28 protein-coding genes, 1 tRNA gene and 1 pseudogene are annotated in these 25,922 nt (G+C 62.2%); 16 read left to right on the forward strand and 14 right to left on the reverse strand.

Features of this window, described 5'->3' with window-relative positions:
• Positions 1–278: 278 nt before the first annotated feature.
• On the reverse strand, positions 279–728 hold the full coding sequence (locus ACIPK7_RS06810) for a 4-oxalocrotonate tautomerase family protein (protein WP_401086730.1): 450 nt from the start codon (positions 726–728) through the stop codon (positions 279–281).
• Positions 729–1,004: 276 nt separating this feature from the next.
• On the opposite strand from ACIPK7_RS06810, the gene ACIPK7_RS06815 reads away from it, so the two are divergent.
• On the forward strand, positions 1,005–1,631 hold the full coding sequence (locus ACIPK7_RS06815; protein WP_401086733.1) for a DJ-1/PfpI family protein: 627 nt from the start codon (positions 1,005–1,007) through the stop codon (positions 1,629–1,631).
• Positions 1,632–1,831: 200 nt separating this feature from the next.
• On the opposite strand, the gene ACIPK7_RS06820 is transcribed toward ACIPK7_RS06815, so the two are convergent.
• From ACIPK7_RS06820 to ACIPK7_RS06830, 3 genes are all read right to left on the reverse strand, one after another.
• A complete protein-coding gene (locus tag ACIPK7_RS06820; protein ID WP_401086736.1) occupies positions 1,832–2,275 on the reverse strand; it encodes a structural protein P5 in 444 nt (147 codons plus the stop codon).
• Between the two features lie 124 nt (positions 2,276–2,399).
• On the reverse strand, positions 2,400–3,401 hold the full coding sequence (locus ACIPK7_RS06825; protein WP_401086739.1) for an acyltransferase: 1,002 nt from the start codon (positions 3,399–3,401) through the stop codon (positions 2,400–2,402).
• 436 nt (positions 3,402–3,837) lie between these two features.
• Complete coding sequence (locus ACIPK7_RS06830) at positions 3,838–4,137, reverse strand: hypothetical protein (protein ID WP_401086742.1); 300 nt, start codon at positions 4,135–4,137, stop codon at positions 3,838–3,840.
• Between the two features lie 188 nt (positions 4,138–4,325).
• Between ACIPK7_RS06830 and ACIPK7_RS06835 the strand changes: the two genes are divergently transcribed.
• The 3 genes and pseudogenes from ACIPK7_RS06835 to ACIPK7_RS06845 all read left to right on the forward strand — a co-directional run bounded on the left by ACIPK7_RS06835 (position 4,326) and on the right by ACIPK7_RS06845 (position 5,921).
• A complete protein-coding gene (locus ACIPK7_RS06835; protein ID WP_401086745.1) occupies positions 4,326–4,448 on the forward strand; it encodes a DUF4031 domain-containing protein in 123 nt (40 codons plus the stop codon).
• A gap of 198 nt (positions 4,449–4,646) precedes the next feature.
• Complete coding sequence (locus ACIPK7_RS06840; RefSeq protein WP_401086748.1) at positions 4,647–4,871, forward strand: DUF4224 domain-containing protein; 225 nt, start codon at positions 4,647–4,649, stop codon at positions 4,869–4,871.
• A 19-nt stretch (positions 4,872–4,890) separates the two neighbouring features.
• Positions 4,891–5,921: pseudogene (locus ACIPK7_RS06845) on the forward strand (tyrosine-type recombinase/integrase).
• Positions 5,922–6,049: 128 nt separating this feature from the next.
• Here the strand turns inward: ACIPK7_RS06845 and ACIPK7_RS06850 are convergent.
• Positions 6,050–6,137: transfer RNA gene (locus ACIPK7_RS06850), tRNA-Ser, on the reverse strand.
• A 134-nt stretch (positions 6,138–6,271) separates the two neighbouring features.
• On the opposite strand from ACIPK7_RS06850, the gene ACIPK7_RS06855 reads away from it, so the two are divergent.
• The 7 genes from ACIPK7_RS06855 to ACIPK7_RS06885 all read left to right on the forward strand — a co-directional run bounded on the left by ACIPK7_RS06855 (position 6,272) and on the right by ACIPK7_RS06885 (position 10,539).
• Positions 6,272–6,937, forward strand: coding sequence for a Bax inhibitor-1/YccA family protein (locus tag ACIPK7_RS06855; protein ID WP_401086750.1), 666 nt, complete (start codon positions 6,272–6,274; stop codon positions 6,935–6,937).
• Positions 6,938–7,068: 131 nt separating this feature from the next.
• Positions 7,069–7,461 carry a sulfurtransferase complex subunit TusD gene (tusD, locus tag ACIPK7_RS06860; protein ID WP_192431120.1) on the forward strand — a complete coding sequence of 131 codons (393 nt, stop codon included), beginning with the start codon at positions 7,069–7,071 and terminating at the stop codon, positions 7,459–7,461.
• Positions 7,461–7,820, forward strand: a complete 360-nt coding sequence (tusC, locus tag ACIPK7_RS06865; RefSeq protein ID WP_401086753.1) for a sulfurtransferase complex subunit TusC — start codon at positions 7,461–7,463, stop codon at positions 7,818–7,820. The genes tusD and tusC overlap by 1 nt, the downstream gene beginning before the upstream one ends.
• Positions 7,820–8,122, forward strand: a complete 303-nt coding sequence (gene tusB / locus ACIPK7_RS06870; protein ID WP_401086756.1) for a sulfurtransferase complex subunit TusB — start codon at positions 7,820–7,822, stop codon at positions 8,120–8,122. The genes tusC and tusB overlap by 1 nt, the downstream gene beginning before the upstream one ends.
• Complete coding sequence (locus ACIPK7_RS06875) at positions 8,119–8,454, forward strand: TusE/DsrC/DsvC family sulfur relay protein (protein WP_401086758.1); 336 nt, start codon at positions 8,119–8,121, stop codon at positions 8,452–8,454. The genes tusB and ACIPK7_RS06875 overlap by 4 nt, the downstream gene beginning before the upstream one ends.
• Complete coding sequence (locus ACIPK7_RS06880) at positions 8,451–9,449, forward strand: glycosyl transferase family protein (RefSeq protein ID WP_401086761.1); 999 nt, start codon at positions 8,451–8,453, stop codon at positions 9,447–9,449. Before ACIPK7_RS06875 ends, ACIPK7_RS06880 begins: the two co-directional genes overlap by 4 nt.
• Positions 9,450–9,537: 88 nt before the next feature.
• Positions 9,538–10,539, forward strand: coding sequence for a glutathione S-transferase family protein (locus ACIPK7_RS06885; RefSeq protein ID WP_401086763.1), 1,002 nt, complete (start codon positions 9,538–9,540; stop codon positions 10,537–10,539).
• 76 nt (positions 10,540–10,615) lie between these two features.
• On the opposite strand, the gene ACIPK7_RS06890 is transcribed toward ACIPK7_RS06885, so the two are convergent.
• From ACIPK7_RS06890 to ftsK, 6 genes are read right to left on the reverse strand one after another with little or no spacing between them, the layout of a single operon-like run.
• A complete protein-coding gene (locus ACIPK7_RS06890; RefSeq protein WP_401086766.1) occupies positions 10,616–10,963 on the reverse strand; it encodes a lysozyme inhibitor LprI family protein in 348 nt (115 codons plus the stop codon).
• Complete coding sequence (gene cysG, locus ACIPK7_RS06895; RefSeq protein ID WP_401086768.1) at positions 10,960–12,345, reverse strand: siroheme synthase CysG; 1,386 nt, start codon at positions 12,343–12,345, stop codon at positions 10,960–10,962. Before cysG ends, ACIPK7_RS06890 begins: the two co-directional genes overlap by 4 nt.
• Before the next feature lies 1 nt (position 12,346).
• Positions 12,347–13,627: a serine--tRNA ligase gene (gene serS, locus ACIPK7_RS06900; RefSeq protein ID WP_401086771.1), complete on the reverse strand. Its 1,281-nt coding sequence runs from the start codon at positions 13,625–13,627 to the stop codon at positions 12,347–12,349.
• Between the two features lie 46 nt (positions 13,628–13,673).
• Positions 13,674–14,999: a replication-associated recombination protein A gene (locus ACIPK7_RS06905; RefSeq protein ID WP_192431112.1), complete on the reverse strand. Its 1,326-nt coding sequence runs from the start codon at positions 14,997–14,999 to the stop codon at positions 13,674–13,676.
• A 38-nt stretch (positions 15,000–15,037) separates the two neighbouring features.
• The gene (gene lolA / locus ACIPK7_RS06910; RefSeq protein ID WP_401086774.1) at positions 15,038–15,661 is read right to left on the reverse strand and encodes an outer membrane lipoprotein chaperone LolA; all 624 of its coding nucleotides are present in this window, start codon (positions 15,659–15,661) and stop codon (positions 15,038–15,040) included.
• A gap of 19 nt (positions 15,662–15,680) precedes the next feature.
• Entirely contained in the window at positions 15,681–18,092 is a 2,412-nt protein-coding gene (gene ftsK / locus ACIPK7_RS06915) for a DNA translocase FtsK (RefSeq protein ID WP_192431110.1), read from the reverse strand.
• 221 nt (positions 18,093–18,313) lie between these two features.
• Here ftsK and trxB point away from each other — a divergent pair, with 221 nt between their 5' ends.
• From trxB to infA, 4 genes are all read left to right on the forward strand, one after another.
• On the forward strand, positions 18,314–19,264 hold the full coding sequence (trxB, locus tag ACIPK7_RS06920; protein ID WP_401086778.1) for a thioredoxin-disulfide reductase: 951 nt from the start codon (positions 18,314–18,316) through the stop codon (positions 19,262–19,264).
• A 36-nt stretch (positions 19,265–19,300) separates the two neighbouring features.
• A complete protein-coding gene (gene aat / locus ACIPK7_RS06925; RefSeq protein WP_401086781.1) occupies positions 19,301–20,005 on the forward strand; it encodes a leucyl/phenylalanyl-tRNA--protein transferase in 705 nt (234 codons plus the stop codon).
• A 31-nt stretch (positions 20,006–20,036) separates the two neighbouring features.
• A complete protein-coding gene (locus ACIPK7_RS06930) occupies positions 20,037–20,744 on the forward strand; it encodes an arginyltransferase (RefSeq protein ID WP_401086784.1) in 708 nt (235 codons plus the stop codon).
• A 104-nt stretch (positions 20,745–20,848) separates the two neighbouring features.
• Complete coding sequence (gene infA / locus ACIPK7_RS06935) at positions 20,849–21,067, forward strand: translation initiation factor IF-1 (protein ID WP_002553999.1); 219 nt, start codon at positions 20,849–20,851, stop codon at positions 21,065–21,067.
• An 85-nt stretch (positions 21,068–21,152) separates the two neighbouring features.
• Here infA and clpA read toward each other — a convergent pair whose 3' ends face one another.
• Positions 21,153–23,426, reverse strand: a complete 2,274-nt coding sequence (gene clpA / locus ACIPK7_RS06940) for an ATP-dependent Clp protease ATP-binding subunit ClpA (RefSeq protein ID WP_192431107.1) — start codon at positions 23,424–23,426, stop codon at positions 21,153–21,155.
• Between the two features lie 28 nt (positions 23,427–23,454).
• Positions 23,455–23,817, reverse strand: a complete 363-nt coding sequence (clpS, locus tag ACIPK7_RS06945; protein ID WP_401086786.1) for an ATP-dependent Clp protease adapter ClpS — start codon at positions 23,815–23,817, stop codon at positions 23,455–23,457.
• 228 nt (positions 23,818–24,045) lie between these two features.
• On the opposite strand from clpS, the gene cspD reads away from it, so the two are divergent.
• Complete coding sequence (gene cspD, locus ACIPK7_RS06950) at positions 24,046–24,321, forward strand: cold shock domain-containing protein CspD (RefSeq protein ID WP_192431106.1); 276 nt, start codon at positions 24,046–24,048, stop codon at positions 24,319–24,321.
• A gap of 73 nt (positions 24,322–24,394) precedes the next feature.
• Here cspD and icd read toward each other — a convergent pair whose 3' ends face one another.
• Positions 24,395–25,648, reverse strand: a complete 1,254-nt coding sequence (gene icd / locus ACIPK7_RS06955; RefSeq protein WP_401086788.1) for an NADP-dependent isocitrate dehydrogenase — start codon at positions 25,646–25,648, stop codon at positions 24,395–24,397.
• Positions 25,649–25,922: the final 274 nt, after the last annotated feature.

A 25,922-nucleotide genomic window follows, 5' to 3' on the forward strand; every position in this document is an offset into this window, starting at 1 on the left:
GACAAAGGGGCAGTTGCACTACGCTCGAATACTTTGTCCTGCCATAGATCAGGGATACTCAACTTCCACCTTAACTTCCTGAAAATCTTCTTATCAGGCCACCTACGGCGCCCAACCGACTGATTGCATTAGTGCTTGGGTATTCGGGTCGCGATATTTTGAAAAGTCAGCTATGGGCCGGTGGCTGCCTCTCGTCAGAGGCAACAACCGGCCGATGGCGGACGTCTGCGGGAGGAAAGATTGCAACCGCATCTGGCCTCCCGACCCGGTACGGCGTTCTACGCACCAAGGAGGAGATGCCCGTACCCGGCAGCCCGGGTGAAATCGGCCAGGCGCCAGAGACTGCCGTTCGCCCCCCATGTGCCATCGGCAATGTCCGTCAGCTGTATCGAAGTCATCAGCATGCGACCGTCATCCGGCTCTGCATTTTTTTCGATTGCCTGGTGCAGGCCCATCACGTAGTCCCTGCGCATCTGCTCATCAAGGACGCCAGCCGGCACCTTGACCATGACGATACAGGGAATCGCGTGGACGCGCACGCTGATCCCCCCACAGAGCCAGTCGGCAGCCCGCACTTCCTCGATCAGTACCCAGCACAGGCTGCGCTGCCGAGGATCGTTTCCCATGTGCTCATGAGCAATGGCTGCCTCGCTGACGCGCGTCAGTAGTCGCTCTCGTTGCTGATCGCTGAAAGCGCCGGTGGGTACCTTGATCAGGATGTTGGGCATGGCTGAAACCTTGGCAATGGATTGAGGCGCTATTGAGCCTGGCGTTCGCTTCAGGCAATGGTGTCTGATCCGTCCTCTTTCGAGCCTAATCCCACAATGGACGATTTCACCATTGTGGTGATACCGGGTGCTTTCGCCTCGAGCGTGGCCTCTACGCTGGACATCCTCGCCACCGCCGCAAGCGTCGGCGAGCGGCGCGGCCTGGCCACGCCCCGCTGGCGGATATGTGGCCCTCGCCCCGGATCGGTGACACTGGCACATGGTCTGTAACTGTAGGTGGAACCGCTCGAGCATGACGTCCAGGACAACTCCTGGGTCATACCGGGTATCGGCGTCGGTGACGTCGGCGTGCTTCAGCAGCGCCTCGAAGAGCCCTGGGCGAGTCCCCTGCTTTCGGCGCTGAATACTCACGTCGCAAGCGATAAGGAGATCGCCGCGTCATGCTCTGCAGTCTTTCTGCTGCATGCGGCGGGACTGCTGGAGGGGCGGCGGGTTACGACCTCCTGGTGGCTGGCACCGCACCTGCGGAAAATCGCTCCGGGCTACCGTGTCGACCCTGACTTCATGGTGCTGGCCGATCCGCCATTGACCACCGCGGGAGCCGCCTTTGCGCAAACGGACCTCATGCTGCATCTGCTTCGCCGGCGCTTGTCGCCCGAAATCGCCGGCTCCGTCAGCAAGGCACTCCTCCTCGACCGTCGACAACTGCAGTCGCCATTCGTGATCGTGCTTGGCCGCTGCCTGGCTTGCGGCGGCAGTGCAGGAATCGCGGCCGGCTTCAGCTGCAGCAATCCGGTCGGCGTGCTTGGCGGCTGCGTCCCGCACGCGCTGATCAGCAGCGGCATCAGAATTAGCGCGCGCCTGGTCAATGTTCCTCTGGCCATCCTCGATCAACCTTGTTGATGGATTGTTGGCGGCGGTGCTCCTCGGCGCGCTCCCGAGCTTCGAAGGCGGCCGAAGCCTTCTGATCCTGCTTCTCGTGGTCGTCCCAGCGGACCTGCCAAGACGCATCCATGCGCGCGCTCCCCTCATCCAGCCACCGGCGGCGGCCAGGAACAGCAGCAGGCCGGCCAGCAGCGGCTTCCAGTTGGCAGCCAGCCAAGTCACGCCAGCGCCCTCCGCACACCCTCGTCGATCACCGCGTCCTGGTACGGCACACCCCCGTTCTCGGGCCGGATGATCACTACCACCAGGCCGCGCAGCGTCGCCGACAGCCGGACGTCGATCACCTGGTTGGGCTGCACGCCCAGGACCTTGGCCACGGCACCGATGTAAGCCTCGGTGTCGTTCTCGTTGCCCGGCGCCCAGCGCCCGATTGTCTCGCGCACGGTGTCGATGCCGGGGCCACCCACGCCGGGCATGCCGTCCTTGCCGCGGTACACCAACAGCAGTTTGCCCAAAGCTCGGATGCCGTTCTCCGGAGTATCGAAGCGGGCGAAGCGCGGCTTGGCCACGCCAACCTCCAGGCCGAGCTGCCCCTGCCAGTCGTTGCGCGGGTTGCAGTCGATGTTTCCGGGCTTTTGGTTGCGGACGCCGCGGGTGGTCATGGGCTTTCTCCAAGCGAAAAAAAGCCCGCCAGGAGGCGGGCTTTGGGGAAGTTAAATTAGGGCTCAGCTAACTCTGATAGGCACAACGCGAGCTTGACTATTCCCACTCAGGGTTCGAATACGGTCATACAACATCAGAGGCCGTCAGTCTCCGGGAAGCAGCATTCCAAGCGGTGTATATGAATGTGAGTACCCCAACGCAGAATATGACAATAGCCGCCATGCCGAGAAGGGCATTCTCCAACAGCACGCCAGACTTTACGTTACGAAGGAAAACGTCAATTATGAAGGGATGGAAGCAATACACGAATAAAGATGCATTCGACAGAATCAAAACAAATTTTGATGGAGCCCAAAGATCAAATATATGCCGAGACGCGTAGAACAGGAAAAATGATCCAAGAATCACTGGCATTGACATGTATCCATACCAGAACTGATTGAGAGACCCAGTTTGAAGCGAAAGTGAGTAAGTCTGAATCACGATGAACGCCAAGGACATAAAGCCTAGCGCTGCGCTCGCTATGACGGCAGACCAAGACCTCGGAATTTTGCCGAGGAAATATCCAGCAAATGCGTAGAACAGATACCCAGCATACGTCTCCATCCGGAGCGCTTCGCCCCTTTCATGCTGAGCAATCCCTCCGCCCACGATGAGAATGAAGCACAGGCATCCAATTGCCCCTGCAAGCGGATTGATCGAATCACTCGAAGGCCTCACCAGCCAGATGCCAAGGTAGACCATGCAAAGCGCGTAAAGGAAGCCTAGATGATAGTACTGAGGATTATATACCCAGTCCCATAGGACCCTGAAGGCAAACTCCTCTCCGTTCACATACCGGTAAAGCAGCGCAAAGGCCGTTACAAAAGCAAATGAAGGGAAAATCCTATTAAACCGCTTCTTAAAAAACACTTTAAATGGCAACTGCTTTGATCCACACAGAAGATATCCACTGATCATGAAGAAGAATGGGACTGCCGGGCGCCCGACCGAGTTTACAACATTGGCAAAGCTCCAATTAAACGACTCAATGTTTCCGAAAAGCCAGATGCCAGAAGCATGCAAAGCGACCACAAGAAACATGGAAAATGTTCTTAGATTTGTGCACCAACTCTCAGATACCACTGCCTGACCTCTCCCTTGTCATTATGTATCGGGAACCCTACTGGCTGCGGATATTGTCTCAGGTTCGGTACAAGATCAATGGATGGCCAATTGGCTCGACCATCCATGGTCATCGTTCTTACGCTCCGCGGCGGAATTTGATCCCAGCCAGACTGGTACCCGCGGATGACAAGCCCTTCGCGCCAACAATGTTTCCGTTCGAGAGAACCGACCAAGCGGCAAGGCCCGCGGTTGCGGCGGAATAGGTAATGGCATTCTCAGGATTCAGGGGGGCGGAACCCGACGGGGAGCTTCGCAACTACCGTCCCGTCAGTCACCGCCCCCCCTTGATCATCCCAAAGAGCTCCACATAGCCGTCGACCGTCAGTACGTGGCTGGCAGAGGTGACGACGGTTCCGTCGTTGTAGTCCGCCCATCCGTTCAACGGGCCATGCACCTAACCTGTCCATGGATTCCACGAGTTCCCGGAGACGTTTGCAGTGCTGGTCAGGACCCGGCTGTCACGAGCTGCATACGGGTAGAGGGTCTGCAATGCACCTCCATCAGGATTCTTCTGCAGCACGACGAATCCATCGACAGGAGCACCGCCAGCAGTTGTCGCCCGATAGTGATGCAGCCCCATCTGGTAGTCACTCGGAGGGGTGGCGTTGTTGAAGGTGAATGTGAGCGACGCGTGGTTGGTGAAGGTGTTTGTCCGGTAGGGATAGAGCGACTCGTCCGGCAGAAGCCACTGCATGAACCTCCTCCATATTATGGAGTTCATCGCGTTGAGCGGGTGGATGCAGTCAAGCGGACGGTCAGGACGTCGTGCTCCGGCAACGGAAAGTACGAAGTGAAGATTAAGTTCTCCAACCTCCCGGACGCCCAGGAATCGCACAACTTCCTGGTGAAGCTGATCGCTTCGTCGGTGCAAGGAGGTGCCTGATGGCGGTCTACGTCGACAACATGAACGCCACCTTCGGCCGCATGAAGATGTGCCACATGTTCGCGGACAATGATGCCGAACTGTTGGCCATGGCTGACAAGATCGGCGTGCAGCGGAAATGACACCAGCACCCCGGCACCATCAAAAGCCACTTCGACATCTGCCTCAGCAAGAAGGCCTTGGCCATCCAGCACGGCGCGGCGGAGATCGACTACCCCAACGACGTCTCCGAGCTGATGCGCAAGCGCCGCGCTGCAGCCTCCGTCTGACCAACCACTCCGAAACCCGCCGGCCAGCGCCAGCGCGAAGAGGTATTGCCCATGGAAAGCGAGATCCTCTCCGACGAGGAACTGGCCGAGATCACCGGCTACACCGCCTACGGCTGGCAACGCCGCTGGCTGAAGTCCCATAACTGGGTGTTCGTCGAGGCCCGCGGCAAGCGCCCGCTGGTCGGCCGACAGTACGCCAGGATGATGCTCGGCACCAAGCCGGACGCGCTGGTGATCCAGCCGGCGCAACTTCCCACCCCCAGCCTGGGCGCCTGACTTCACTCGGGTGAATTGAATGCGACCACGGAACAAGGAAAACCGCGACCTTCCGCCGGGCATGTACCGGCGGAAGCGCAGTCGCAAGAATGGAAAAGTCTGGATTGGCTACTACTACGAGGACCTCCAGCGGCAAGGAGCGTCCGCTGGGCACCGATCTGGACATGGCGAGCATCAAGTGGGCTGAGCTACAGGACAAGGAGAAGCCGGCGGACCTGCGCATCATGCGCTCGATCTTCGACCGGTACGTCCGGGACGTCATCCCGAAGAAGGCGCCCCGCACGCAAAAGGACAACCTGATGGAGCTGAAGCAGCTCCGGAAGGTGTTCGACGACGCGCCGATCGACGCGCTGACGCCGGCGATGAATGCCCAGTACCACGATGCGCGGAAAGCGAAGGTCCGGGGCAACCGGGAGATCGCCACCCTATCGCCCGTCTTCAACCTGGCCAGGGAGTGGGGGCTCACCGCCAGCCAGAACCCATGCCAGGGCGTGCGCAAGAACAAGGAGACGCCGCGGGACTACTACGCCAACGGAGTGGTCTGGGCTGCCGTGTACCGCTGTGCGACACCGGAGCTAAAGGACGCGATGTACTTGGCCTATATCACCGGCCAGCGCCCGGCCGACGTCCTGGTGATGCGCCGCGACGACATCGAAGGCGACCACATGCTAGTGAAGCAGGCGAAGATGACGAACAAGCTCCGCATCCTGATCCGCAACGGCGACCAGGACAACAGCCTGGGCCAGCTGATCAAGCAGATGGCAGAGCCCCTACCTGATCACCAGCGCCAACGATCGGCGGATGACCGGCAAGATGCTGCAACTGCGCTGGGACGCCGCGCGCGACCAGGCGCGGGGCGCGGAGATCGAGGCCAGCGACGAGCAGTTGGCGAAGCGGATCGGCGAGTTCCAGTTCCGCGACATCCGCCCGAAGGCTGTAACGGAGATCAACAACGTGAAGGAGGCGAGCCGGTTACTTGGCCACACCGAAGAGGAAATTACGAAGCTGGTTTACATGCGGGTCGGAGCGATCGCCAAGCCGTCGATTTAGCGAAAGTTTCGGAACGCGTTCCGGATCATTTCGGAACTCTACGCGTGATAGTTCCCCAGGCGAGCAACTCGCCAACTACGCCAGAAACGCGAAAGCCCCGCAGTGCGGGGCTTTCAACGTTGTAATGGTGGCGGAAGCGTAGAGATTCGAACTCTAGGACAGTTGCCCGTCGACGGTTTTCAAGACCGTTGCCTTAAACCACTCGGCCACGCTTCCACATGAGTGGGCGGCAATATTACCGGATCGCAACACACTGTCAAACTCTGATGATTCAGCACGCTTTTCCCTCTGTTATGATGAGCACCACTACGGTCATGGATCCGTATCCCGCTTAACAGGAGTGTCTCGACATGCAAGAACGGCAATATCTCGACTCCGTAGCTGTGGAGCAGAAAGAGGTCAGCGGCGTCCTGCGCAATACCTATGGCCTGCTGGCCCTGACCCTGGCCTTCAGCGGCCTGGTGGCCTTCGCCTCGCAGCAGATGCGTCTGCCCTACCCCAGCTTCTTCGTGGTGCTGCTGGGCTTCTACGGCCTGTTCTTCCTCACCATGAAGCTGCGCAACAGCGCCTGGGGCCTGGTCAGCACCTTCGCCCTCACCGGCTTCATGGGCTACACCCTCGGCCCGATCCTGAACATGTACCTCGGCATGGCCAACGGTGCGAGCATCATCTCCTCGGCCTTCTTCATGACCGCCCTGGTGTTCTTCGGCCTGTCCGCCTACGTACTGACCACCCGAAAGGACATGAGCTTCCTGTCCGGCTTCATCACTGCGGGCTTCTTCGTGCTGCTGGGCGCCGTCCTGGTCTCGCTCTTCTTCCAGATCAGCGGCCTGCAACTGGCCATCAGCGCCGGCTTCGTGCTGTTCTCCTCGGCGATGATCCTGTTCCAGACCAGCGCGATCATTCACGGTGGTGAGCGCAACTACATCATGGCCACCATCAGCCTGTACGTGTCGATCTACAACCTGTTCATCAGTCTGTTGCAGATCTTCGGCATCATGGGCAGCGACGACTGATTCTCAAGCCGCCCAGGAAAAAGCCCGTTTCGACGGGCTTTTTTCATTTCCAGCAGGGCAAAAAATATGCGTTACCGTATCATTCGGCGATACATCGCTGCAGTCAGTCCGAGCATGAAATCAGTCCGAGCATGAAATTCGTCATCGCCCTCTTCTCCCCCCCGCACTCGCCGGCAGCCCGACGCGCCCTGCGCTTCGCCGAGGCTGCATTGGCCGGCGGCCACGAAATCACCCGACTGTTCTTCTATCAGGGCGGCGTGCACAGCGCCTCGGCAAACAACGTCTTCAGCCAGGACGAACTGGACGTCGCCGCCGCCTGGACGCGCTTCGTCGCCGACCACCAGCTGGATGGAGTGGTCTGCATTGCCGCCGCGCTGCGCCGGGGTGTGCTCAATACGGAAGAAGCCAACCGCTACTCCCGCCCCGCGGCGAACCTGCAAGCGCCTTGGGAGCTTTCCGGCCTCGGCCAACTACATGAAGCAGCGCAACTGGCGGACCGCCTGGTCTGCTTCGGAGGCAACTGATGGCCAAGTCCCTGCTGATCATCAGCCGCCAGGCGCCCTGGGCCGGCCCAGCCGCCCGCGAGGCGCTGGATATCGCCCTCGCCGGCGGCGCCTTCGACCTGCCGATCTCGATGCTCTTTCTCGATGACGGAGCCTTCCAGCTCGCGCCCGACCAGCGTCCCGCAACGGTCGAGCAGAAGGACCTGCAGGCCAATCTGCAAGCTCTACCACTGTTCGGCGTGGAAGCGCTCTACACCAGTAGCCGCAGCCTCGCAGAGCGCGGACTGGACGGCACCTGCCTGACGCTGCCCGCCCAGGCGCTGGACGATGACGCCCTGCGCAACCTGCTGCAATCCCACGACCAGGTGATTACGATCTGATGGCAACTCTCCACCTGCTCTCGCACTCTCCGTTCAATGACGGCCGATTCGACAGTTGCCTGCTCCTGCTGGGGACAGACGACGGCATCCTGCTGAGCGGCGACGCCGTCTACGCGCTGCGACCCGGCAGCAAACCTGCACAGGCGCTCCAGGCGCTCCCCGCTGGCAACGCATTATTCGCCCTGCAGGAAGACCTGCAGGCCCGCGGCCTGAATGGTGTGCCCTCCCGAGTCGTTGCCGTGGATTACCCCGGTTTCGTCGAACTCTGCACCCGCTTCGACAAGGTGAACGCCTGGCTATGAGCACCCTACTGGTCAACGGCCGCTCCCTGCCGCTGGACAAGGATGGCTACCTCGTCGACCTGAACGACTGGAGCGATGCAGCCGCCGAGGCCCTAGCGCAGAACGAAGGCATCCACCTGACGCCCGAGCACTGGGAAATTCTCCTGCTGCTGCGCGAGTTCTACGGCGAGTTCCAGCTCTCGCCGGCCAACCGTCCACTTATCAAGTACGTAGCCCAGAAGCTGGGCGCGGAAAAGGGCAGCAGTCTGCACCTAAACCTCCTATTCAAGGGCACCCCGGCCAAGCTTGCCGCCAAGCTCGCCGGCCTGCCGAAGCCGACCAATTGCCTATGACCGCCGCCCCGCTCGTCCTGCAGACACCCGCCGAACACCCCTTCGCCCAGTTCGTCCGCATCCTGGGCAAAGGCAAGCGCGGCGCGCGTGGCCTGACCCGCGAGGAAGCCCGCGAAGCCCTCGGCATGATCCTTGACGACAAGGTCGAGGAAGCCCAGCTGGGCGCTTTCCTCATGCTGCTGCGGCACAAGGAGGAAAGCGCCGAGGAACTCGCCGGCTTCACCGAAGCCGTGCGCTCCCGCCTACAGGCGCCGAAGATCGCCGTAGACCTCGACTGGCCCAGCTACGCCGGCAAGAAGCGTCACCTGCCCTGGTACCTGCTGGCCGCCAAGTGCCTGGGAGGCAGCGGCACCCGTATCCTGCTGCACGGCGGCGGCGCGCATACCGCCGGCCGGGTCTACAGCGAACAGCTTCTAGAGCAGCTCGGCCTGCCGCTGTGCCGTGACTGGAATTCCGTCAGCGCAGCACTGGACGCCAAAGGCATCGCCTTCGCCCCTCTGGTTGACTGGATGCCACGCCTGCAGCACATGATCGATCTGCGCAACACCCTGGGCCTGCGCTCCCCCATGCACTCCGCCGTACGCCTGCTCAACCCGCTGGGCGCTACCTGCGTCCTGCAGAGCATCTTCCACCCCGGCTATCAGGAAGTGCACCGTGAGGGCAGCCGTCTGCTCGGCGACTACGCCATCGTCATCAAGGGCGAAGGCGGCGAGATCGAGATGAACCCCGACGCTACCTCCCATCTCTACGGCTGTCGCGGCGGCGAGGCCTGGGACGAGGAGTGGCCGGCACTGTCGCCGCTGCGCCACGTCAAGCCTGAAACCTTGAACCCTGCACACCTGGCCGCCTTCTGGCGCGGCGAAGCCGAGGACGCCTACGGCGAACTGGCCGTCCGCGCGACCATGGCACTCGCCCTGCGCGCCCTGGGATTGCAGCGCGACAAAGCCTTCGCGGAAGCCGATAGGCGCTGGGCTGCGCGGGACAAATCGATTTAGTCGATACTTGGAATCCTGTTTTTGCGCTAAACAATCGAGTCACAGCCGATAGACTGGTCCCATCTCCCCCGTTTTCTGGAGCAATCAGATGGGACAGTTGATCGATGGCCGCTGGCATGACCAGTGGTATGACACCAGCAAGGACGGCCGCTTCCAGCGCGAGAACGCGCAGCGCCGCAACTGGGTTACCGCCGACGGCCAGCCCGGCCCCACCGGCGAAGGCGGCTTCCGCGCCGAAGCCGGCCGCTATCACCTCTACGTTTCACTGGCCTGCCCCTGGGCCCACCGCACGCTGATCTACCGCCAGCTCAAGGGCCTGGAATCGCTGATCGACGTTTCCGTCGTCAGTTGGCTGATGCTGGAAAACGGCTGGACCTTCGACAATGCCCTCGGCTCCAGCGGCGACAAGCTGGACGGTCTGACCTTCCTCCACCAGCGCTATACCAAAGATGACCCGCACTACACCGGCCGCGTGACCGTGCCGCTCCTGTGGGACAAGCACGAGCAACGCATCGTCAGCAACGAGTCGGCGGAGATCATCCGCATGTTCAACAGCGCCTTCGACGGCATCACCGGCAACACGCTGGACCTCTACCCCGAGCCGCTGCGCGCGCAGATCGATGAGCTGAACGAGCGCATCTACCCGGCAGTGAACAACGGCGTGTACCGCGCCGGCTTCGCGACGACGCAAGACGCCTACGAAGAGGCCTTCAAGACTCTGTTCAACGATCTGGGTTGGCTGGAAGAGCGCCTGGGCGAGCAGCGTTACCTGGCCGGTGAATACCTGACTGAAGCCGATGTGCGTTTGTTCACCACGCTGATCCGCTTCGACGCGGTCTACCACGGCCACTTCAAGTGCAACCTGCGGCGCCTGGCGGACTACCCGAACCTGTCCGGCTGGCTGCGCGAGCTGTATCAACTGGAGGGCGTTGCCGGAACGGTGGATTTCCAGCACATCAAGAACCACTACTACGCCAGCCATCGCACCATCAACCCGACCGGCGTCGTGCCGCTCGGCCCCCTGCAGGACTTCACCGGGCCGCACGGACGGGACCACCTGCCGGGTAAAGGGATAGCGCGCAAGGGCTGACCAGCGGCACCGCTCCTCTAGGAGTGGGCCACAACCGCGATTCGCAGGCAAGGTCCGCGCCTGCAGGAGTGCCGAGTCAGATCGGCTTGTCGATACCGTCGTAGACCTTCTGCAGCGCGTCCAGGCGTTCCTGGTAGCGCTGCTTGAGGCAGGCCTTGTTGGCGCCACAGGCGCGGCGCTGCTCCAGCCAGGCGAGCTGGGAGTCCCCCAGGTTACCGCGCATGCCCATGGCAAACAGGCCACGCAGCAGGCGGTAGGTCGTCGCCACCTGCACATCCATTTCGGAAAGCTGGCGATCCGCGCAGATGGCCTTCTCGTCTGCCTGCCTGGCCTTTTTGCAGTCGAAGCTGGCCGCATGGGCCGGTAAGGCGAAGCAACCTAGGGCACACGCGGCCCCCAGGATTGCGACGCGCAGGGTTCTCACCGCTGCCCCTCGAACCACGCGAGCTTCTCGCGCAGCTGCACCACTTCCCCGACGATTACCAGGGTTGGCGCATGCACTTCATGCTCGGCCACCAGCCCCGGCAGATTGCCCAGGGTGCCGGTGAAAACCCGCTGATGCAGCGTGGTGCCCTGTTGGATGAGCGCGGCAGGCGTATCGGCGGAGCGACCGTGGCGCACCAGTTGCCCGCAGATGACCGGCAACCCCACCAGGCCCATGTAGAACACCAGCGTCTGCCCGGGAGCGACCAGATCGTTCCACGGCAGGTCGGTGCTGCCATCTTTCAGGTGCCCCGTCACGAAACGCACGGACTGCGCGTAATCGCGGTGAGTCAGCGGAATACCGGCGTAAGCCGCGCAACCACTGGCCGCCGTGATACCCGGCACGACTTGGAACGGGATGCCATTGGCCGCCAGTTCGTCGATCTCCTCGCCTCCCCGACCGAAGATGAACGGATCACCGCCCTTCAAGCGCAGCACGCGCTTGCCCTGCTGAGCCAGCTCGACCAGCTTGCGATTGATCTCGTCCTGCGGCACGGCGTGGTCCGCACGGCGCTTGCCGACGTAGAGTCGGTCCGCGTCACGCCGACACAACTCGAGGATGGCCGGCGCAACGAGGCGGTCGTAGAGCACCACATCGGCCTGCTGCATCAGGCGCAGGGCGCGGAAGGTCAGCAGGTCGGGATCGCCCGGACCGGCGCCAACCAGATAGACCTCACCACGAGACTCGGCCTGCGGCGCTTCCAGCTTGTCCGCCAGCAGGCGCTCAGCTTTGCTCGGCTGGCCGGCGAGCATGCGCTCGGCGATCGGGCCCTGGAAGACGTCTTCCCAGAATTTCCGGCGCTGCTGAAGATCCGGCAGGCGCTGCTTCACCCGCTCGCGGAAGCGGCTGGCGAGACCGGCCAGCTGGCCATAGGTCGCGGGAATCCAGGTTTCCAGCTTGGCGCGTAGCAGACGTGCCAGCACCGGCGCGTCGCCACCACTGGAAACCGCCACCACCAGCGGAGAACGATCAACAATGGCCGGGAAGATCACGCTGCATAGCGCCGGCGCATCGACGACGTTGACTGGCACGCCACGCTCGTTGGCGTCGCGGGAAACCTGGGCATTGAGTGGTTCATCGTCGGTGGCGGCAATTACCAGCACGCAATCCTGAAGATCACCATGAGCGTAGGGGCGCAGGAGCAATTCGCCCGCGCCCTCCTCGATCAGCTCACGCAGCTCCGAATGCACTTCCGGAGCCACGACTCGCAGCACTGCGCCGGCATCGCTCAGCAGGCGCGCCTTGCGCAGTGCGACATCACCGCCGCCGACCAGTAGCGCGCGACGTCCGCGCAGGATGTGGAACAGCGGCAGGAAGTCCATCTCAGCCGATTACCTCGATGCCCGCCATGTACGGCTTGAGCACTTCCGGCACACGGATCGAGCCGTCGGCCTGCTGGTAATTCTCCAGCACGGCGACCAGGGTACGGCCCACGGCCAGGCCCGAGCCGTTGAGGGTGTGCACCAGCTCCGGCTTGCCGGTTTCCGGGTTGCGGTAGCGCGCCTGCATGCGGCGGGCTTGGAAGTCGCCACAGTTGGAGCAGGAGGAAATCTCGCGGTACTTGTCCTGGCTCGGCACCCAGACTTCGAGGTCGTAGGTCTTGGCGGCACCGAAGCCCATGTCGCCGGTGCACAGCGCCAGGGCGCGGTATGGCAGTTCCAGGGCCTGGAGGACTTTCTCGGCGTTGCCGACCAGGCTTTCCAGGGCTTCCCAGGACTTGGACGGCTCGACGATCTGCACCATCTCGACCTTGTCGAACTGGTGCTGGCGGATCATGCCGCGGGTATCGCGGCCCGACGCACCGGCTTCGCTGCGGAAGCAGGGCGTGTGAGCGACGAACTTCAGCGGCAGCTCCTTCGCATCGAGAATCTGGCCGGCAACGATATTGGTCAGCGAGACTTCGGCAGTCGGGATCAGGTACAGGTCCGCTTCGTCTTCGCGCTGGATCTTGAACAGGTCTTCCTCGAACTTCGGCAGCTGGCCAGTGCCTTGCAGCGCCGGAGCCTGCACCAGGTACGGGGTGTAGGCCTCTTCGTAGCCGTGTTCGCGGGTATGCAGGTCGAGCATGAACTGCGCCAGGGCGCGATGCAGGCGGGCGATCGGGCCGCGCATCAGCGCGAAGCGGGCGCCGGACAGGCGCGCGGCGGTCTCGAAGTCCAGCCAACCATGTTGCTCGCCCAGGGCGACGTGGTCCTTGATGTCGAAATCGAAGGTACGCGGGGTGCCCCAGCGACGGACTTCGACGTTCTCCTCCTCGTCAGCGCCCACCGGCACCGACTCGTGGGGCAGGTTGGGGATGTTCAGCAGCAGGCTGTCCAGCTCGGCCTGGATGGCGTCCAGCTCGCGCTTGCCGGATTCCAGCTCCTCGGCCATGCGGTTGACCTCGGCCTTCAGCGGCGCGACGTCTTCACCATTCTTCATGGCCTGGCCAATGGCCTTGGAGCGCGAGTTACGCTCGGCCTGCAGGGTCTCGGTACGGGTTTGCACGGACTTGCGCTGGCTCTCAAGCGCTTCGATACGCGCCACATCCAGGGTGAAGCCACGGGTGGCCAGGCGTTCGGCCACTTCCTGCGGCTGGGTACGAACCAGTTTGGAATCGAGCATGGTGTCTTCTCGTGTCTAGTGTCAGGCGGCGCTCGCGGGCGCCACTTCAGGATTTTCTGCGACGGCGGGAACTGGCCTTGTCGAGGCTGGCCAGGTGGCGCAGCTTTTCGCCAATCTTCAGTTCGAGCCCGCGCGGCACGGGTTGGTAATACTGGCGCGGTTCCATGGCCTCGGGGAAGTAGTCTTCTCCAGCCGCATAGGCATCCGGCTCATCATGGGCATAGCGGTACTCGTCGCCATAGCCCAGGTTCTTCATCAGCTTTGTCGGTGCATTGCGCAGATGCAGCGGCACCTCCAGCGAGCCACTCTCCGCCACGTCACGGCGCGCCGTGTTATAGGCGTTGTAGACAGCATTGCTCTTCGGCGCGCAGGCCAGGTACACGATAGCCTGCGCAATCGCCAGCTCACCTTCAGGACTGCCAAGGCGCTCCTGCACATCCCAGGCATGAAGGCACAGGGTCAGGGCCCGCGGATCGGCATTGCCGATGTCCTCGCTGGCCATGCGCACCACGCGGCGGGCGATATAGAGCGGGTCGCAACCGCCATCGAGCATACGTGAATACCAGTACAGCGCGCCGTCAGGGCTGGAACCGCGCACCGACTTGTGCAGCGCGCTGATCTGGTCGTAGAAGGCCTCGCCGCCCTTGTCAAAGCGCCGGCGCGAGTCGCCCAGCAGGTTCTGCAGCAGCTCGGCGCTGATCTCGCCGTTGTCCTCGGCGAGGTCGGAGGCGTTCTCCAGCAGGTTGAGCAGGCGCCGCCCATCACCATCAGCGGCAGCCATGAGGATGGCGAAGCTGTCGTCAGGCAGGCTCAGGTTGCGCTTGCCCAGCCCCTTCTCCTCGGTCAGCGCGCGCTCGACCAGTCGTCGCAGGGCTGCTTCGTCCAGGCTTTTCAGCACATAGACGCGGGCGCGGGAGAGCAGCGCGTTATTCAGCTCGAAAGACGGGTTCTCGGTGGTCGCGCCAATGAAGATCAGCGTGCCGTCTTCCACATAGGGCAGGAAGGCATCCTGCTGGCTCTTGTTGAAGCGATGCACTTCGTCGACGAAGAGGATGGTGCGGCGGCCGTACTGCGCCGCGTGCTGCTTGGCCACTTCCACTGACTGGCGGATTTCCTTCACACCCGAGAGCACCGCGGAGATGGTCTCGAAATGCGCGTCGGTGACCTGGGCCAGCAGCTTCGCCAGGGTGGTCTTGCCCACTCCGGGCGGGCCCCAGAAGATCATCGAGTGCAGCGCACCCTGCTCCAGTGCCTCGCGCAGCGGCTTGCCGCGGGCGAGCAGGTGCTCTTGGCCGACGTACTCGTCCAGGCTGGTCGCGCGCAGGCGCGCGGCCAGGGGCTGGGAAACGGGGGCGGAGCGGAACAGATCCACTGTCTTACCTATTACTTAAAGCAGGCGCCGGGCGCCGATCATTCCTGGATGACGTCGACGCCCTTGGGCACGTCGAAGACGAATTGCTTGGCGTCCATCGCCTCGTTCATCTTCACGTCGAAGAACAGGATATTGGTGCGCTGGCCGACGCTGTCGATCAGCTGCATGTCATTCACCACGCCGCTGCGGAAGGAAATCCGCAGGCTGTCGAAAAGGGTGTCCTTGGACTTCGGCTTGAGGGTGAAGTCGACCACGTTACCGCCATCTTTGGCGGTGATGTCGAAGCTCTGGCCGATCTTCGACACGTCGCCGGAGAGCAGCAGCGCCGGGGTCTGGGTCAGGCGCTGATCAAGCTTCTGGATGGTCACCTGCTCCAGGTCCGGGTCGTACAGCCAGATCTTCTCCCCATTGGAGATCAGCAGCTGCTCGTTCGGCGCATCGGTGTGCCAACGGAACAGGCCGGGGCGTTTCAGGCCCAGGGTGCCGGTGGTTTCCTGAAGGCGGGTGCCGCTGCCGTCCAGGGTCAGCTGGGAAAAGCGCGCGGTCATTGTCTGGGCCTTGGTAAGCATCCCGCTCAGGCGCTGCGCAGCAGCCTCGTCGGCATGGGCCTGGACGCCGGCAACAGCAAGCGCAGCAACGAACAACAGGCGGATCAGACGCATCGAAATCCTCGAAGTCGAATCAATCACGGATCGGGGCCGGCGCCATTACTTCGCGCGAGCCATTGGTATTCATCGGAGTGACCACACCGGCCATTTCCATCGCTTCGATCATCCGCGCGGCGCGGTTGTAGCCGATCTTCAGCTTGCGCTGTACGGCGGAGATCGAAGCCCGGCGGCTTTCGGTCACGAAGCGCACTGCCTCGTCGTAGAGCGGATCGTCCTCGCTGCCCTCGCCACCTTCGCCGCCACCGCCACCTTCGAACGAACCGCCACCGCCCTCATCGGCGCCGGCGAGGATGTCCTCGATGTAGTTCGGCGCGCCACGTAGTTTCCACGCCTCGACGACGCGGTGCACCTCATCGTCGGAGACGAAGGCGCCATGGACGCGGATCGGCAGGCCGGTGCCCGGCGGCAGGTAGAGCATGTCGCCATGACCCAGCAGTTGCTCGGCGCCGCCCTGGTCAAGGATGGTGCGCGAGTCGATCTTGCTGGAGACCTGGAAAGCGATACGGGTCGGGATGTTCGCCTTGATCAGGCCTGTGATCACGTCCACCGACGGACGCTGGGTCGCCAGGATCAGGTGGATTCCCGCCGCACGCGCCTTCTGGGCGATACGCGCGATCAGCTCTTCCACCTTCTTGCCGACGATCATCATCATGTCGGCGAATTCGTCGACCACCACCACGATGGTCGGCAGGGTCTGCAGCAGCGGCGCTTCGTCTTCCATGCTCTCGCGGCGGTACAGCGGGTCGGTCAGCGGGGCGCCGGCCTCCTCCGCGTCCTTCACCTTGCGGTTGAAGCCGGCGAGGTTACGCACGCCCATGGCCGCCATCAGCTTGTAGCGGCGCTCCATCTCGGCGACGCTCCAGCGCAGCGCGTTGGCAGCCTCCTTCATGTCGGTGACGACCGGGCAGAGCAGGTGCGGAATGCCTTCGTAGATCGACAATTCCAGCATCTTCGGGTCGATCATGATCAGCCGCGCCTCTTCCGGCGTGGACTTGAACAGGATCGACAGCAGCATGGCGTTCACGCCCACCGACTTACCGGAACCGGTGGTACCGGCCACCAGCAGGTGCGGCATCTTTGCCAGGTCGGTGATGACCGGGTTGCCGCCGATGTCGTGGCCCAGGGCCAGCGGCACGGTGGACTTGTGTTCGTCGTATTCCGGCGTCATCAGCACTTCGGAGAAGCGCACCATCTGCCGGTCTTCGTTGGGAATCTCGATGCCGACGGTGGTCTTGCCGGGGATGACTTCCACTACGCGCACGCTGATTACGGCCAGCGAGCGCGCCAGGTCCTTGGCCAGGTTGGAGATGCGGCTGACCTTCACACCGGCGGCCGGCTGGATTTCGAAACGGGTGATCACCGGGCCCGGATGCACGGACTCGACGATGACCTCGACGCCGAACTCCTTGAGTTTGATCTCCAGCAGGCGCGACATGGCCTCCAGGGACTCGGGCGAGTAGCTCTGTTTCTTTTCCGACGCCGGGTCGAGGATCGACAGCGGCGGCAGCGTGCCTTCCACGGCAGTATCGACGAACAGCGGCGCCTGCTTCTCTTTCAGCACGCGCTTGCTCGGCTCGGCCGGCTTGGTGGGCGGAGGCGGGACGTCGATCTTCGGCGCCACGCGCTTCTCGCGCTCCTGCACGCTCTTGACCAGCGCTTCCTCGCGCTCGATCAGGCGCTCCTTGACCTTGGCCTGCTCGCGGCGGTCCGCCACGATGGGCGCGGCGACTTCGGCCACACGCTCGTCGACCTCACGCAACTGGGCGACGAGCTGCTTGTGCTCGCTGCGGGCGCTCCACCAGCGGTTGGTGGCGTTATGAATGAGTTCGAACAGATCGAGGGTGATCTTGCCGGTGACGTCCATCACCTTGAACCAGGACAGGTCGGCGAACACCGTCATGCCGAACAGGAACAGCGCCAGGAACAGCAGCGTGCTGCCCTGCACGTTCAGCGCATTGATGCCCAGTTGGCCCAGGCTCTCGCCCAGAGCCCCGCCAGCCGTGGCCGGCATATGGGCACCGCTGGTGTGGAAATGGATGTAAGCCAGTGCGGAGCCGGACAGGACCAGGAACACCAGGCCGATCAGACGCCAGGAGAACAGCCAGCCGCTCCACTCCCAGGGCATGTGGCGCTTACGGAAGACCTGGTAGGTCTTCACCGCCAGCAGCAGCGGGAACAGGTAGGCGAAATAGCCCAACACCATGAACAGGATGTCCGCGCTCAGCGCGCCCAAGCGTCCGGCCGCGTTCTGCACCTGCTCGACGTGGCTGGAGTGGCTCCAGCCCGGATCGGAGGAATCGTAGGTGAGCAGCGCCATCCAAAGGTAAAGGCAGAGCGCACCGAGCGCGATCAGAGCCCCTTCCTTAAGACGGTAGTGCAGTTGCTGGCGCCAGGCGGCGGCATGGCTTGCTGTGGTGTCCTTCAAAACGCTTCTATTCCTGCGCTATACGCGCGTCCGAGAGTCGTTGGGCCGCGAAATGGGCCTATTGTACGGCTTTGGCCGGCCGATGCCAGCGAACCCGGGCGTGTCCGATTGCGCTTTTGCCGGCTTTCCGGGGTTCGGTGTAGCATAGCCCAACACCGCTTTTCGGCTGCTCAATTGGAGCATGCATTCTCTTACGTGACAAAGGCTTATGGAGTCTTTTTATGAGTGAAGTCAAGCATTCGCGCCTGATCATCCTGGGCTCCGGCCCCGCGGGCTACACCGCGGCCGTGTACGCTGCGCGCGCCAACCTCAAGCCTGTTGTCATCACCGGAATCCAGCCCGGCGGCCAGCTGACCACCACCACCGAGGTCGACAACTGGCCCGGCGACGTCGAGGGTCTGACCGGTCCGGCCCTGATGCAGCGCATGGAGCAGCACGCCAAGCGATTCGATACCGAGATCGTCTACGACCACATCCACACCGCCGAGTTGCAGCAGAAGCCCTTCACCCTCAAGGGCGACAGCGGCACCTACACTTGCGACGCGCTGATCATCGCCACCGGCGCCTCGGCCCAGTACCTGGGCATGTCCTCGGAAGAAGCCTTCATGGGCAAGGGCGTTTCCGCCTGCGCTACCTGTGACGGTTTCTTCTACCGCAACCAGGTCGTCTGCGTGGTCGGAGGCGGCAACACCGCCGTGGAAGAGGCGTTGTACCTGTCCAACATCGCCAAGGAAGTCCACCTGATCCACCGCCGCGACAAGCTGCGCTCGGAGAAGATTCTGCAGGACAAGCTGTTCGAGAAAGCCAAGAACGGCAACGTACGCCTGCACTGGAATACCACCCTGGACGAAGTCCTGGGCGACAACACGGGCGTGATCGGCGTTCGCCTGAAGGACGCTGAAAGCGGCGAAACCCACCAACTGGACCTGTCCGGCGTGTTCATCGCCATCGGCCACAAGCCCAACACCGACCTGTTCAAGGGTCAGCTGGAGATGCACGACGGCTACCTGAAGATCAAAGGCGGCGCCGAAGGCAACGCGACCCTGACCAGCATCGACGGCGTGTTCGCCGCCGGCGATGTGGCCGACCACGTTTACCGCCAGGCGATCACTTCCGCCGGTGCCGGCTGCATGGCCGCGCTGGACGCCGAAAAGTTCCTCGACGACAACTGATCGGCGCCAGGGGAGGCTCGCCCTCCCCTCCTCCCTATGATCAAGTGGCTTTCCCGCAGCAATTTCGACTTTCCGCCCCTCGATAAGGCCCTGCATGAGCCCAACGGACTGCTTGCGGCCGGCGGAGACCTCAACCCGCAGCGCCTGATCCAGGCCTACCGCCATGGCTGCTTCCCCTGGTATCAGGACGGCCAGCCGATTCTCTGGTGGTCGCCCGACCCGCGCACCGTTCTGCTTCCCGAAGAACTGCACGTCTCCCGCAGCCTCGCCAAGGTCATCCGCCAGCAGCAGTACCAGGTCACCATCGACCGGGCCTTCGAGCAAGTCATCCACGGCTGCGCGGGCCCGCGCGATTATGCGGACGGCACGTGGATCACCACGCCGATGCAGGACGCCTATTGCGAGCTTCACCGCCTGGGTATCGCTCACTCGGCAGAAGCTTGGCGCGGCAGCGAACTGGTCGGCGGACTTTACGGGTTGGCCATCGGCCGCCTGTTCTTCGGCGAATCCATGTTCAGCCACGCCGACAATGCCTCCAAGGTCGCCTTCGTCACCCTAGTGCAACGCCTGCACGCCGCCGGTTTCGTGATGATCGACTGCCAGATGCCGACCCAGCACCTGCACAGTTTCGGCGCCCGCCCTATTTCCCGCCGCGAATTTGCCAACTACCTGCGCCGTCATCTCGACGAAACGCCATCGCAGGACTGGACTTCGCAGGCGGACCCGCTCAGCCTGTCTTAAACTTGCCTGAGGGACCTCGCAGGGGTTGAAGATGACCGAGCTCGCCCGCCTGAAGTTTTACGCCACGCAACCGCATCCATGCAGCTATCTGCCCGAGGAACAGGCCACCACCCTGTTCCTCGACCCCAGCCAGCCCATGGACGCACAGTTGTACGCCTCGCTTTCCGAGGTCGGCTTCCGGCGCAGCGGTGAGCACCTCTATCGGCCACATTGCCAGCATTGCACCGCGTGCATCCCTGCGCGCATTCCGGCCGCTGGCTTTCAACCGAACCGCCAGCAGAAGCGCATCATCAAGCGCAACGCCGACCTGGAAGTGCTCCGCAAGCGCCCCGCCTTCACCGAGGAGTACTACGCCCTCTACATGCGCTACATCGAGCAGCGCCACGCAGACGGGGACATGTACCCACCCAGTCGCGATCAGTTCGCCACCTTCCTGGTCCGCGACCTGCCGTTCAGCTGCTTCTTCGAGTTCCGCCTGCATGGCAGATTGCTGGCCGTGGCAGTGACTGACGTACTACCCAACGGTCTCTCCGCGGTCTACACCTTCTACGACCCGGACGAGGAGCGGCGAAGTCTCGGCCGATTCGCCATCCTCTGGCAGGTGGCCGAGACCGAACGCCTGAACCTGCACGCCGTCTACCTCGGCTACTGGATCAAGAACTGCCGCAAGATGAACTACAAGACCCAGTACCGCCCGATCGAGCTTTTCGTGAACCAGCGCTGGGTGGCGCTGAACTGAAGCGAAAACACCCATTGGCGTTGTGGGGCGATTTCAGGCACAATGTGTGCCTTTTTTAATGCCCTGAAACTTCAGGCAACCATAGATACCGAGGGTTCTACTGCATGTCGAAAGAAGACAGCTTCGAAATGGAAGGCACTGTCGTCGACACCCTGCCCAACACCATGTTCCGCGTGGAGTTGGAGAACGGGCACGTCGTTACCGCGCACATCTCCGGGAAGATGCGCAAGAATTACATCCGCATCCTGACCGGCGACAAAGTTCGCGTTGAACTGACGCCCTACGACCTGTCCAAGGGTCGCATTACCTACCGCGCTCGCTGACAGACGGTAGGTGCCGGCAAGAAACCGGCACACAGAAAAACGCCCGGCATTGCCGGGCGTTTTCGTTTGGCCTGACGAAAGCGCGTCAGGCCGGCTCTGCTGCGATCACCTCGAACTCGAAGGCCAGCTCGCCATCCTTCAGGTCCACATGAGCCACGCCGCCGTGCTCAGCCAACTCGCCGAACAGGATCTCCTCAGCCAACGGCCGCTTGATCTTGTCCTGGATGAGCCGCGCCATCGGGCGAGCGCCCATTTGCGGGTCGTACCCCTTATCCGCCAACCAAGCACGCGCCGAATCGCTGACCTCGATTTGCACGTGCTTATCCTCCAGCTGCGCCTGCAGCTCGGTGAGGAACTTGTCGACGATGCTCTTGATGGTCTCGTGACTCAGGCGGCCGAACTGGATGATGGTGTCCAGGCGGTTGCGGAACTCCGGCGTGAAGCTCTTCTTGATCACTTCCATGGCATCGGTGGAGTGGTCCTGCTGCGTGAAGCCAATAGAGGCCCGCGCCGCGGTTTCCGCGCCTGCGTTGGTGGTCATGATCAGGATGACGTTGCGGAAGTCCGCCTTGCGCCCGTTGTTGTCGGTCAGGGTGCCGTGGTCCATCACCTGCAGCAGCAGGTTGAAGACTTCCGGGTGCGCCTTCTCGATCTCGTCCAGTAGCAGCACGCAGTGCGGCGTCTTGGTGATCGCCTCGGTCAGCAGACCGCCCTGGTCGAAACCGACGTAGCCCGGAGGCGCACCGATCAGACGGGACACGGTATGCCGCTCCATGTACTCGGACATGTCGAAGCGCACCAGTTCCACGCCCAGCGCCTTGGCCAGCTGGCGAGCCACCTCGGTCTTACCCACACCGGTCGGACCGGAGAACAGGAAGGAACCGACCGGCTTGTCCGGCGACTTGAGGCCGGCACGTGACAGCTTGATCGCGGTGGACAGCGACTCGATGGCTGCAGCCTGGCCGAACACGGTCAGCTTGAGATCGCGCTCAAGGTTACGCAGCAGCTCTTTATCGGAGCTGGACACGTGCTTGGGCGGAATCCTCGCAATTTTCGCGACGATATCCTCGACCTGCGGCACTTCGATGCGCTTCACGCGCTTCTCTTCCGGCTGCAGTCGCTGGTAGGCACCCGCCTCGTCGATCACATCGATGGCCTTGTCCGGCATGTGGCGGTCATTGATGTAGCGGGCGGCCAGTTCAGCGGCGGCACGCAGCGCCTCATCGCTGTACTCGATGTGATGGTGCTGCTCGAAGCGTGGCTTCAGGCCTTTCAGAATACCGAAGGTATCCTCGACGGACGGCTCGGTGACATCGACCTTCTGGAAGCGACGAGCCAGCGCGCGATCCTTCTCGAAGATGCCGCGGAACTCCTGGAAAGTGGTCGAGCCAATGCAGCGAATCTCACCGGACGAAAGCAGCGGCTTCAGCAGGTTGGACGCATCCATCACCCCACCCGATGCCGCACCGGCGCCGATGATGGTGTGGATTTCGTCGATGAACAGCACAGCGTGCGGACGTTTGCGCAACTCGTTGAGCAGCGCCTTGAAGCGCTTCTCGAAGTCGCCGCGGTACTTGGTGCCCGCCAGCAATGCGCCCAAGTCCAGGGAATAGACGACGCTATCGGACAGCAGGTCCGGCACCTGGCCGTCGACGATACGCTTGGCCAGACCTTCGGCGATGGCGGTCTTGCCGACGCCAGCCTCACCCACCAGCAGCGGGTTGTTCTTACGGCGACGAGCGAGGATCTGCGCGACGCGCTCGACTTCCGATTCACGACCGACCAGCGGGTCAATGCGACCTTGGCGCGCCAAATCGTTCAGGTTGCTGGCATAGGCATCCAGCGGATGACTGGAAGTGGAAGACTCGCCGCCCTCTTCGTCCTGCATCTCCTGCTCGCTGTCCTGATGCTCGGCATGGCCCGGCACCTTGGAGATGCCATGGGCGATGTAGTTGACCACGTCGATCCGCGCGACGCTCTGCTGCTTGAGCAGGAACACCGCCTGGCTCTCCTGCTCGCTGAAGATGGCGACCAGCACATTAGCGCCGGTGACTTCGCGCTTGCCGGAACTCTGCACGTGGAATACGGCACGCTGCAGAACGCGCTGGAAGCCCAGGGTCGGCTGGGTTTCGCGATCCTCGTCGTGCTGGGGGATCAGCGGCGTGGTGGAATCAATAAACTCCTGCAGGTCTCGCCGCAGTTTGTCCAGATTCGCACCGCACGCCTTCAGAACCGTTGCGGCAGCCTCATTATCAAGAAGCGCCAACAGCAAGTGCTCAACGGTCATGAACTCATGCCGCTTCGCCCGCGCCTCCTTGAAGGCGAGATTGAGGGTGACTTCGAGCTCTCGATTCAACATGACTTCACCTCGCTCCCAAACATCCGCATCAACCTTCTATCTCAATTTCGCACAACAGTGGATGTTGGCTCTCCCTCGCATATTGATTGACCTGCATGGCTTTGGTTTCCGCGACATCACGGGTAAAGGTCCCGCAGTGCGCCTTGCCCTGGGTATGCACAGTCAACATGACCTTGGTTGCCTGCTCGCGGTTCATGTTGAAGTACAGCTCGAGCACCTCAACCACGAAATCCATCGGGGTGTAATCATCGTTGAACATGATGACCCGATACATCGATGGTGCCTTCAGGGCAGGCTTGGCTTCTTCAACCGCCAGCCCCGCCCCGTCGTCTTCCAATGGATTCGGGCGGTCCTGATTGAATGTTAGTCGAATCTGGCTACTTGCATGCATGCTGGAATAAAAGCTTTGCGAGTGGGTGAATGAGTGGGCCGACCGGAGTTTGAAACACCTCCCAGGCCCAGACGACGCCGCCTTGACTAACGGCAAAAGGGTGTTACAACCAAAGGATACCCCCGGAGGGTATCAGGAGTTCCGGACGCCAGTCTTCAGGAAAAAGGCATAGCGGAATAGTAGTGGATGATACTCCAGCGATGGAGTCCTTTGCAGAGGGATATCAGCATGCTCAGCGGTAAGGTCAAGTGGTTCAACAACGCCAAGGGCTACGGTTTCATCCTGGCTGATGGCCGAGATGAGGACCTGTTTGCTCACTACTCGGCAATCCAGATGGATGGCTACAAGACTCTCAAGGCCGGCCAACCCGTCAGTTTCGAGATCCTGCAAGGTCCGAAGGGGTTGCACGCGGTGAACATCCAGCCCGTCAACGCCAATGCATCCACCCCATCCGCACAAGCTGCCCCTAGCAGCGAGGTAGAGAACCTCACGGCGGAAGCCTGATTCGTCACGGATCAGACGAAACGAAAAAGGCCGGCAACAAGCCGGCCTTTTTCATGGGCGAAGCATCACCCGGTTACATCTTGGCGATGATCGCGTCGCCGAATTCGGAGCACGACAGCAGCTTGGCACCGTCCATCAGTCGCTCGAAGTCGTAGGTCACGGTCTTGGCGGCGATGGCGCCATTCACACCGCCGATGATCAGGTCGGCCGCTTCCGGCCAACCCATGTGGCGCAGCATCATCTCGGCCGAAAGGATCACCGAGCCCGGATTGACCTTGTCAAGACCAGCGTACTTGGGCGCAGTGCCGTGGGTTGCCTCGAACATGGCCACCGAATCAGAGAGGTTGGCGCCCGGCGCGATACCGATCCCACCCACCTCCGCCGCCAAGGCGTCGGACAGGTAATCGCCGTTCAGGTTGAGAGTGGCAATGACGTCGTACTCGGCCGGGCGCAGCAGGATCTGCTGCAGCATGGCGTCGGCGATCACGTCCTTCACCACGATATTCTTGCCGGTAGTGGGATTCTTGAACTGCATCCACGGGCCGCCATCGAGCAACTGGGCGCCGAACTCGTCGCGGGCCACTTCGTAGCCCCAGTCCTTGAACGCCCCCTCGGTGAATTTCATGATGTTGCCCTTGTGGACGATGGTGACCGAGCTGCGGTCATTGTCCACGGCGTACTGCAGGGCCTTGCGCACCAGGCGCTTGGTGCCTTCCTGGGAGACCGGCTTGATGCCGATGCCGCAGTCGTTGGTGAAGCGGATCTTCTTGACGCCCATTTCCTCGGTGAGGAACTTGATGACCTTCTGCGCCTCGGGCGAGCCGGCCTTCCACTCGACGCCGGCATAGATGTCTTCGGAGTTCTCGCGGAAGATCACCATGTCCACGTCGCCGGGCTTCTTCACCGGACTGGGAACGCCTTCGAACCAGCGCACCGGGCGCAGGCAGACATAAAGGTCGAGTTGCTGGCGCAGGGCCACGTTCAGCGAACGGATGCCGCCACCCACCGGAGTGGTCAGCGGGCCTTTGATCGAAACGACGTAATCGCGAACGGCATCCAGGGTTTCCTGGGGCAGCCAGGTGTCCTGGTCGTAGACTTGGGTGGCTTTCTCGCCCGCGTAGACTTCCATCCACGCGATCTTGCGGTCGCCCTTGTAGGCTTTCTCGACGGCAGCGTCGACGACCTTGATCATGACCGGGCTGATATCGACGCCAATGCCATCACCCTCGATGTAGGGGATGATCGGGTTCTTCGGTACATTCAAGGACATATCGGCGTTGACGGTGATTTTGTCACCGGCCGGCACCTGGATCTTTTGGTATCCCATGCTGAACTCCGCTTTTTGATTGAAACCCTCTTGCAGCCACTGAGGGTAGCTCACAAGTCGGTAATCGAACTACATCATTCCTTAGTCTAAAAAAGGGACACGCTTCACCCTGCCTTTAGGGTGGTATACTGGCCGGCATGACTTAATGGTCATCGAGGTCCGAGCAGTCTGGGACCAGACTCTCTCCTCGCAGCGGCGCACGTCCCCACCAGGATCCCGCCGTACAACGCTCTACTGGCGCCCCAATATCCCCGCGGCAAATCTCGAAGGTCGG

Origin of the sequence: Pseudomonas sp. NPDC086581 (genome assembly GCF_044746165.1) — a bacterium.
GTDB lineage: Bacteria > Pseudomonadota > Gammaproteobacteria > Pseudomonadales > Pseudomonadaceae > Pseudomonas.

Bases quoted from the DNA above. Each gene is read 5' to 3' on its own strand.
- tusB (WP_401086756.1), top strand. From the start codon at position 7,820: ATGGCAACTCTCCACCTGCTCTCGCACTCTCCGTTCAATGACGGCCGA.
- ACIPK7_RS06885 (WP_401086763.1), top strand. From the start codon at position 9,538: ATGGGACAGTTGATCGATGGCCGCTGGCATGACCAGTGGTATGACACC.
- ACIPK7_RS06875 (WP_401086758.1), top strand. From the start codon at position 8,119: ATGAGCACCCTACTGGTCAACGGCCGCTCCCTGCCGCTGGACAAGGAT.
- icd (WP_401086788.1), bottom strand. From the start codon at position 25,648: ATGGGATACCAAAAGATCCAGGTGCCGGCCGGTGACAAAATCACCGTC.
- serS (WP_401086771.1), bottom strand. From the start codon at position 13,627: ATGCTCGATTCCAAACTGGTTCGTACCCAGCCGCAGGAAGTGGCCGAA.
- cspD (WP_192431106.1), top strand. From the start codon at position 24,046: ATGCTCAGCGGTAAGGTCAAGTGGTTCAACAACGCCAAGGGCTACGGT.
- cysG (WP_401086768.1), bottom strand. From the start codon at position 12,345: ATGGACTTCCTGCCGCTGTTCCACATCCTGCGCGGACGTCGCGCGCTA.
- clpA (WP_192431107.1), bottom strand. From the start codon at position 23,426: ATGTTGAATCGAGAGCTCGAAGTCACCCTCAATCTCGCCTTCAAGGAG.
- ACIPK7_RS06840 (WP_401086748.1), top strand. From the start codon at position 4,647: ATGGAAAGCGAGATCCTCTCCGACGAGGAACTGGCCGAGATCACCGGC.
- ACIPK7_RS06855 (WP_401086750.1), top strand. From the start codon at position 6,272: ATGCAAGAACGGCAATATCTCGACTCCGTAGCTGTGGAGCAGAAAGAG.
- infA (WP_002553999.1), top strand. From the start codon at position 20,849: ATGTCGAAAGAAGACAGCTTCGAAATGGAAGGCACTGTCGTCGACACC.
- clpS (WP_401086786.1), bottom strand. From the start codon at position 23,817: ATGCATGCAAGTAGCCAGATTCGACTAACATTCAATCAGGACCGCCCG.
- ACIPK7_RS06830 (WP_401086742.1), bottom strand. From the start codon at position 4,137: ATGCAGTGGCTTCTGCCGGACGAGTCGCTCTATCCCTACCGGACAAAC.
- ACIPK7_RS06820 (WP_401086736.1), bottom strand. From the start codon at position 2,275: ATGACCACCCGCGGCGTCCGCAACCAAAAGCCCGGAAACATCGACTGC.
- ACIPK7_RS06930 (WP_401086784.1), top strand. From the start codon at position 20,037: ATGACCGAGCTCGCCCGCCTGAAGTTTTACGCCACGCAACCGCATCCA.
- tusC (WP_401086753.1), top strand. From the start codon at position 7,461: ATGGCCAAGTCCCTGCTGATCATCAGCCGCCAGGCGCCCTGGGCCGGC.
- ACIPK7_RS06880 (WP_401086761.1), top strand. From the start codon at position 8,451: ATGACCGCCGCCCCGCTCGTCCTGCAGACACCCGCCGAACACCCCTTC.
- aat (WP_401086781.1), top strand. From the start codon at position 19,301: ATGATCAAGTGGCTTTCCCGCAGCAATTTCGACTTTCCGCCCCTCGAT.
- tusD (WP_192431120.1), top strand. From the start codon at position 7,069: ATGAAATTCGTCATCGCCCTCTTCTCCCCCCCGCACTCGCCGGCAGCC.
- lolA (WP_401086774.1), bottom strand. From the start codon at position 15,661: ATGCGTCTGATCCGCCTGTTGTTCGTTGCTGCGCTTGCTGTTGCCGGC.
- trxB (WP_401086778.1), top strand. From the start codon at position 18,314: ATGAGTGAAGTCAAGCATTCGCGCCTGATCATCCTGGGCTCCGGCCCC.
- ACIPK7_RS06810 (WP_401086730.1), bottom strand. From the start codon at position 728: ATGCCCAACATCCTGATCAAGGTACCCACCGGCGCTTTCAGCGATCAG.
- ACIPK7_RS06835 (WP_401086745.1), top strand. From the start codon at position 4,326: ATGGCGGTCTACGTCGACAACATGAACGCCACCTTCGGCCGCATGAAG.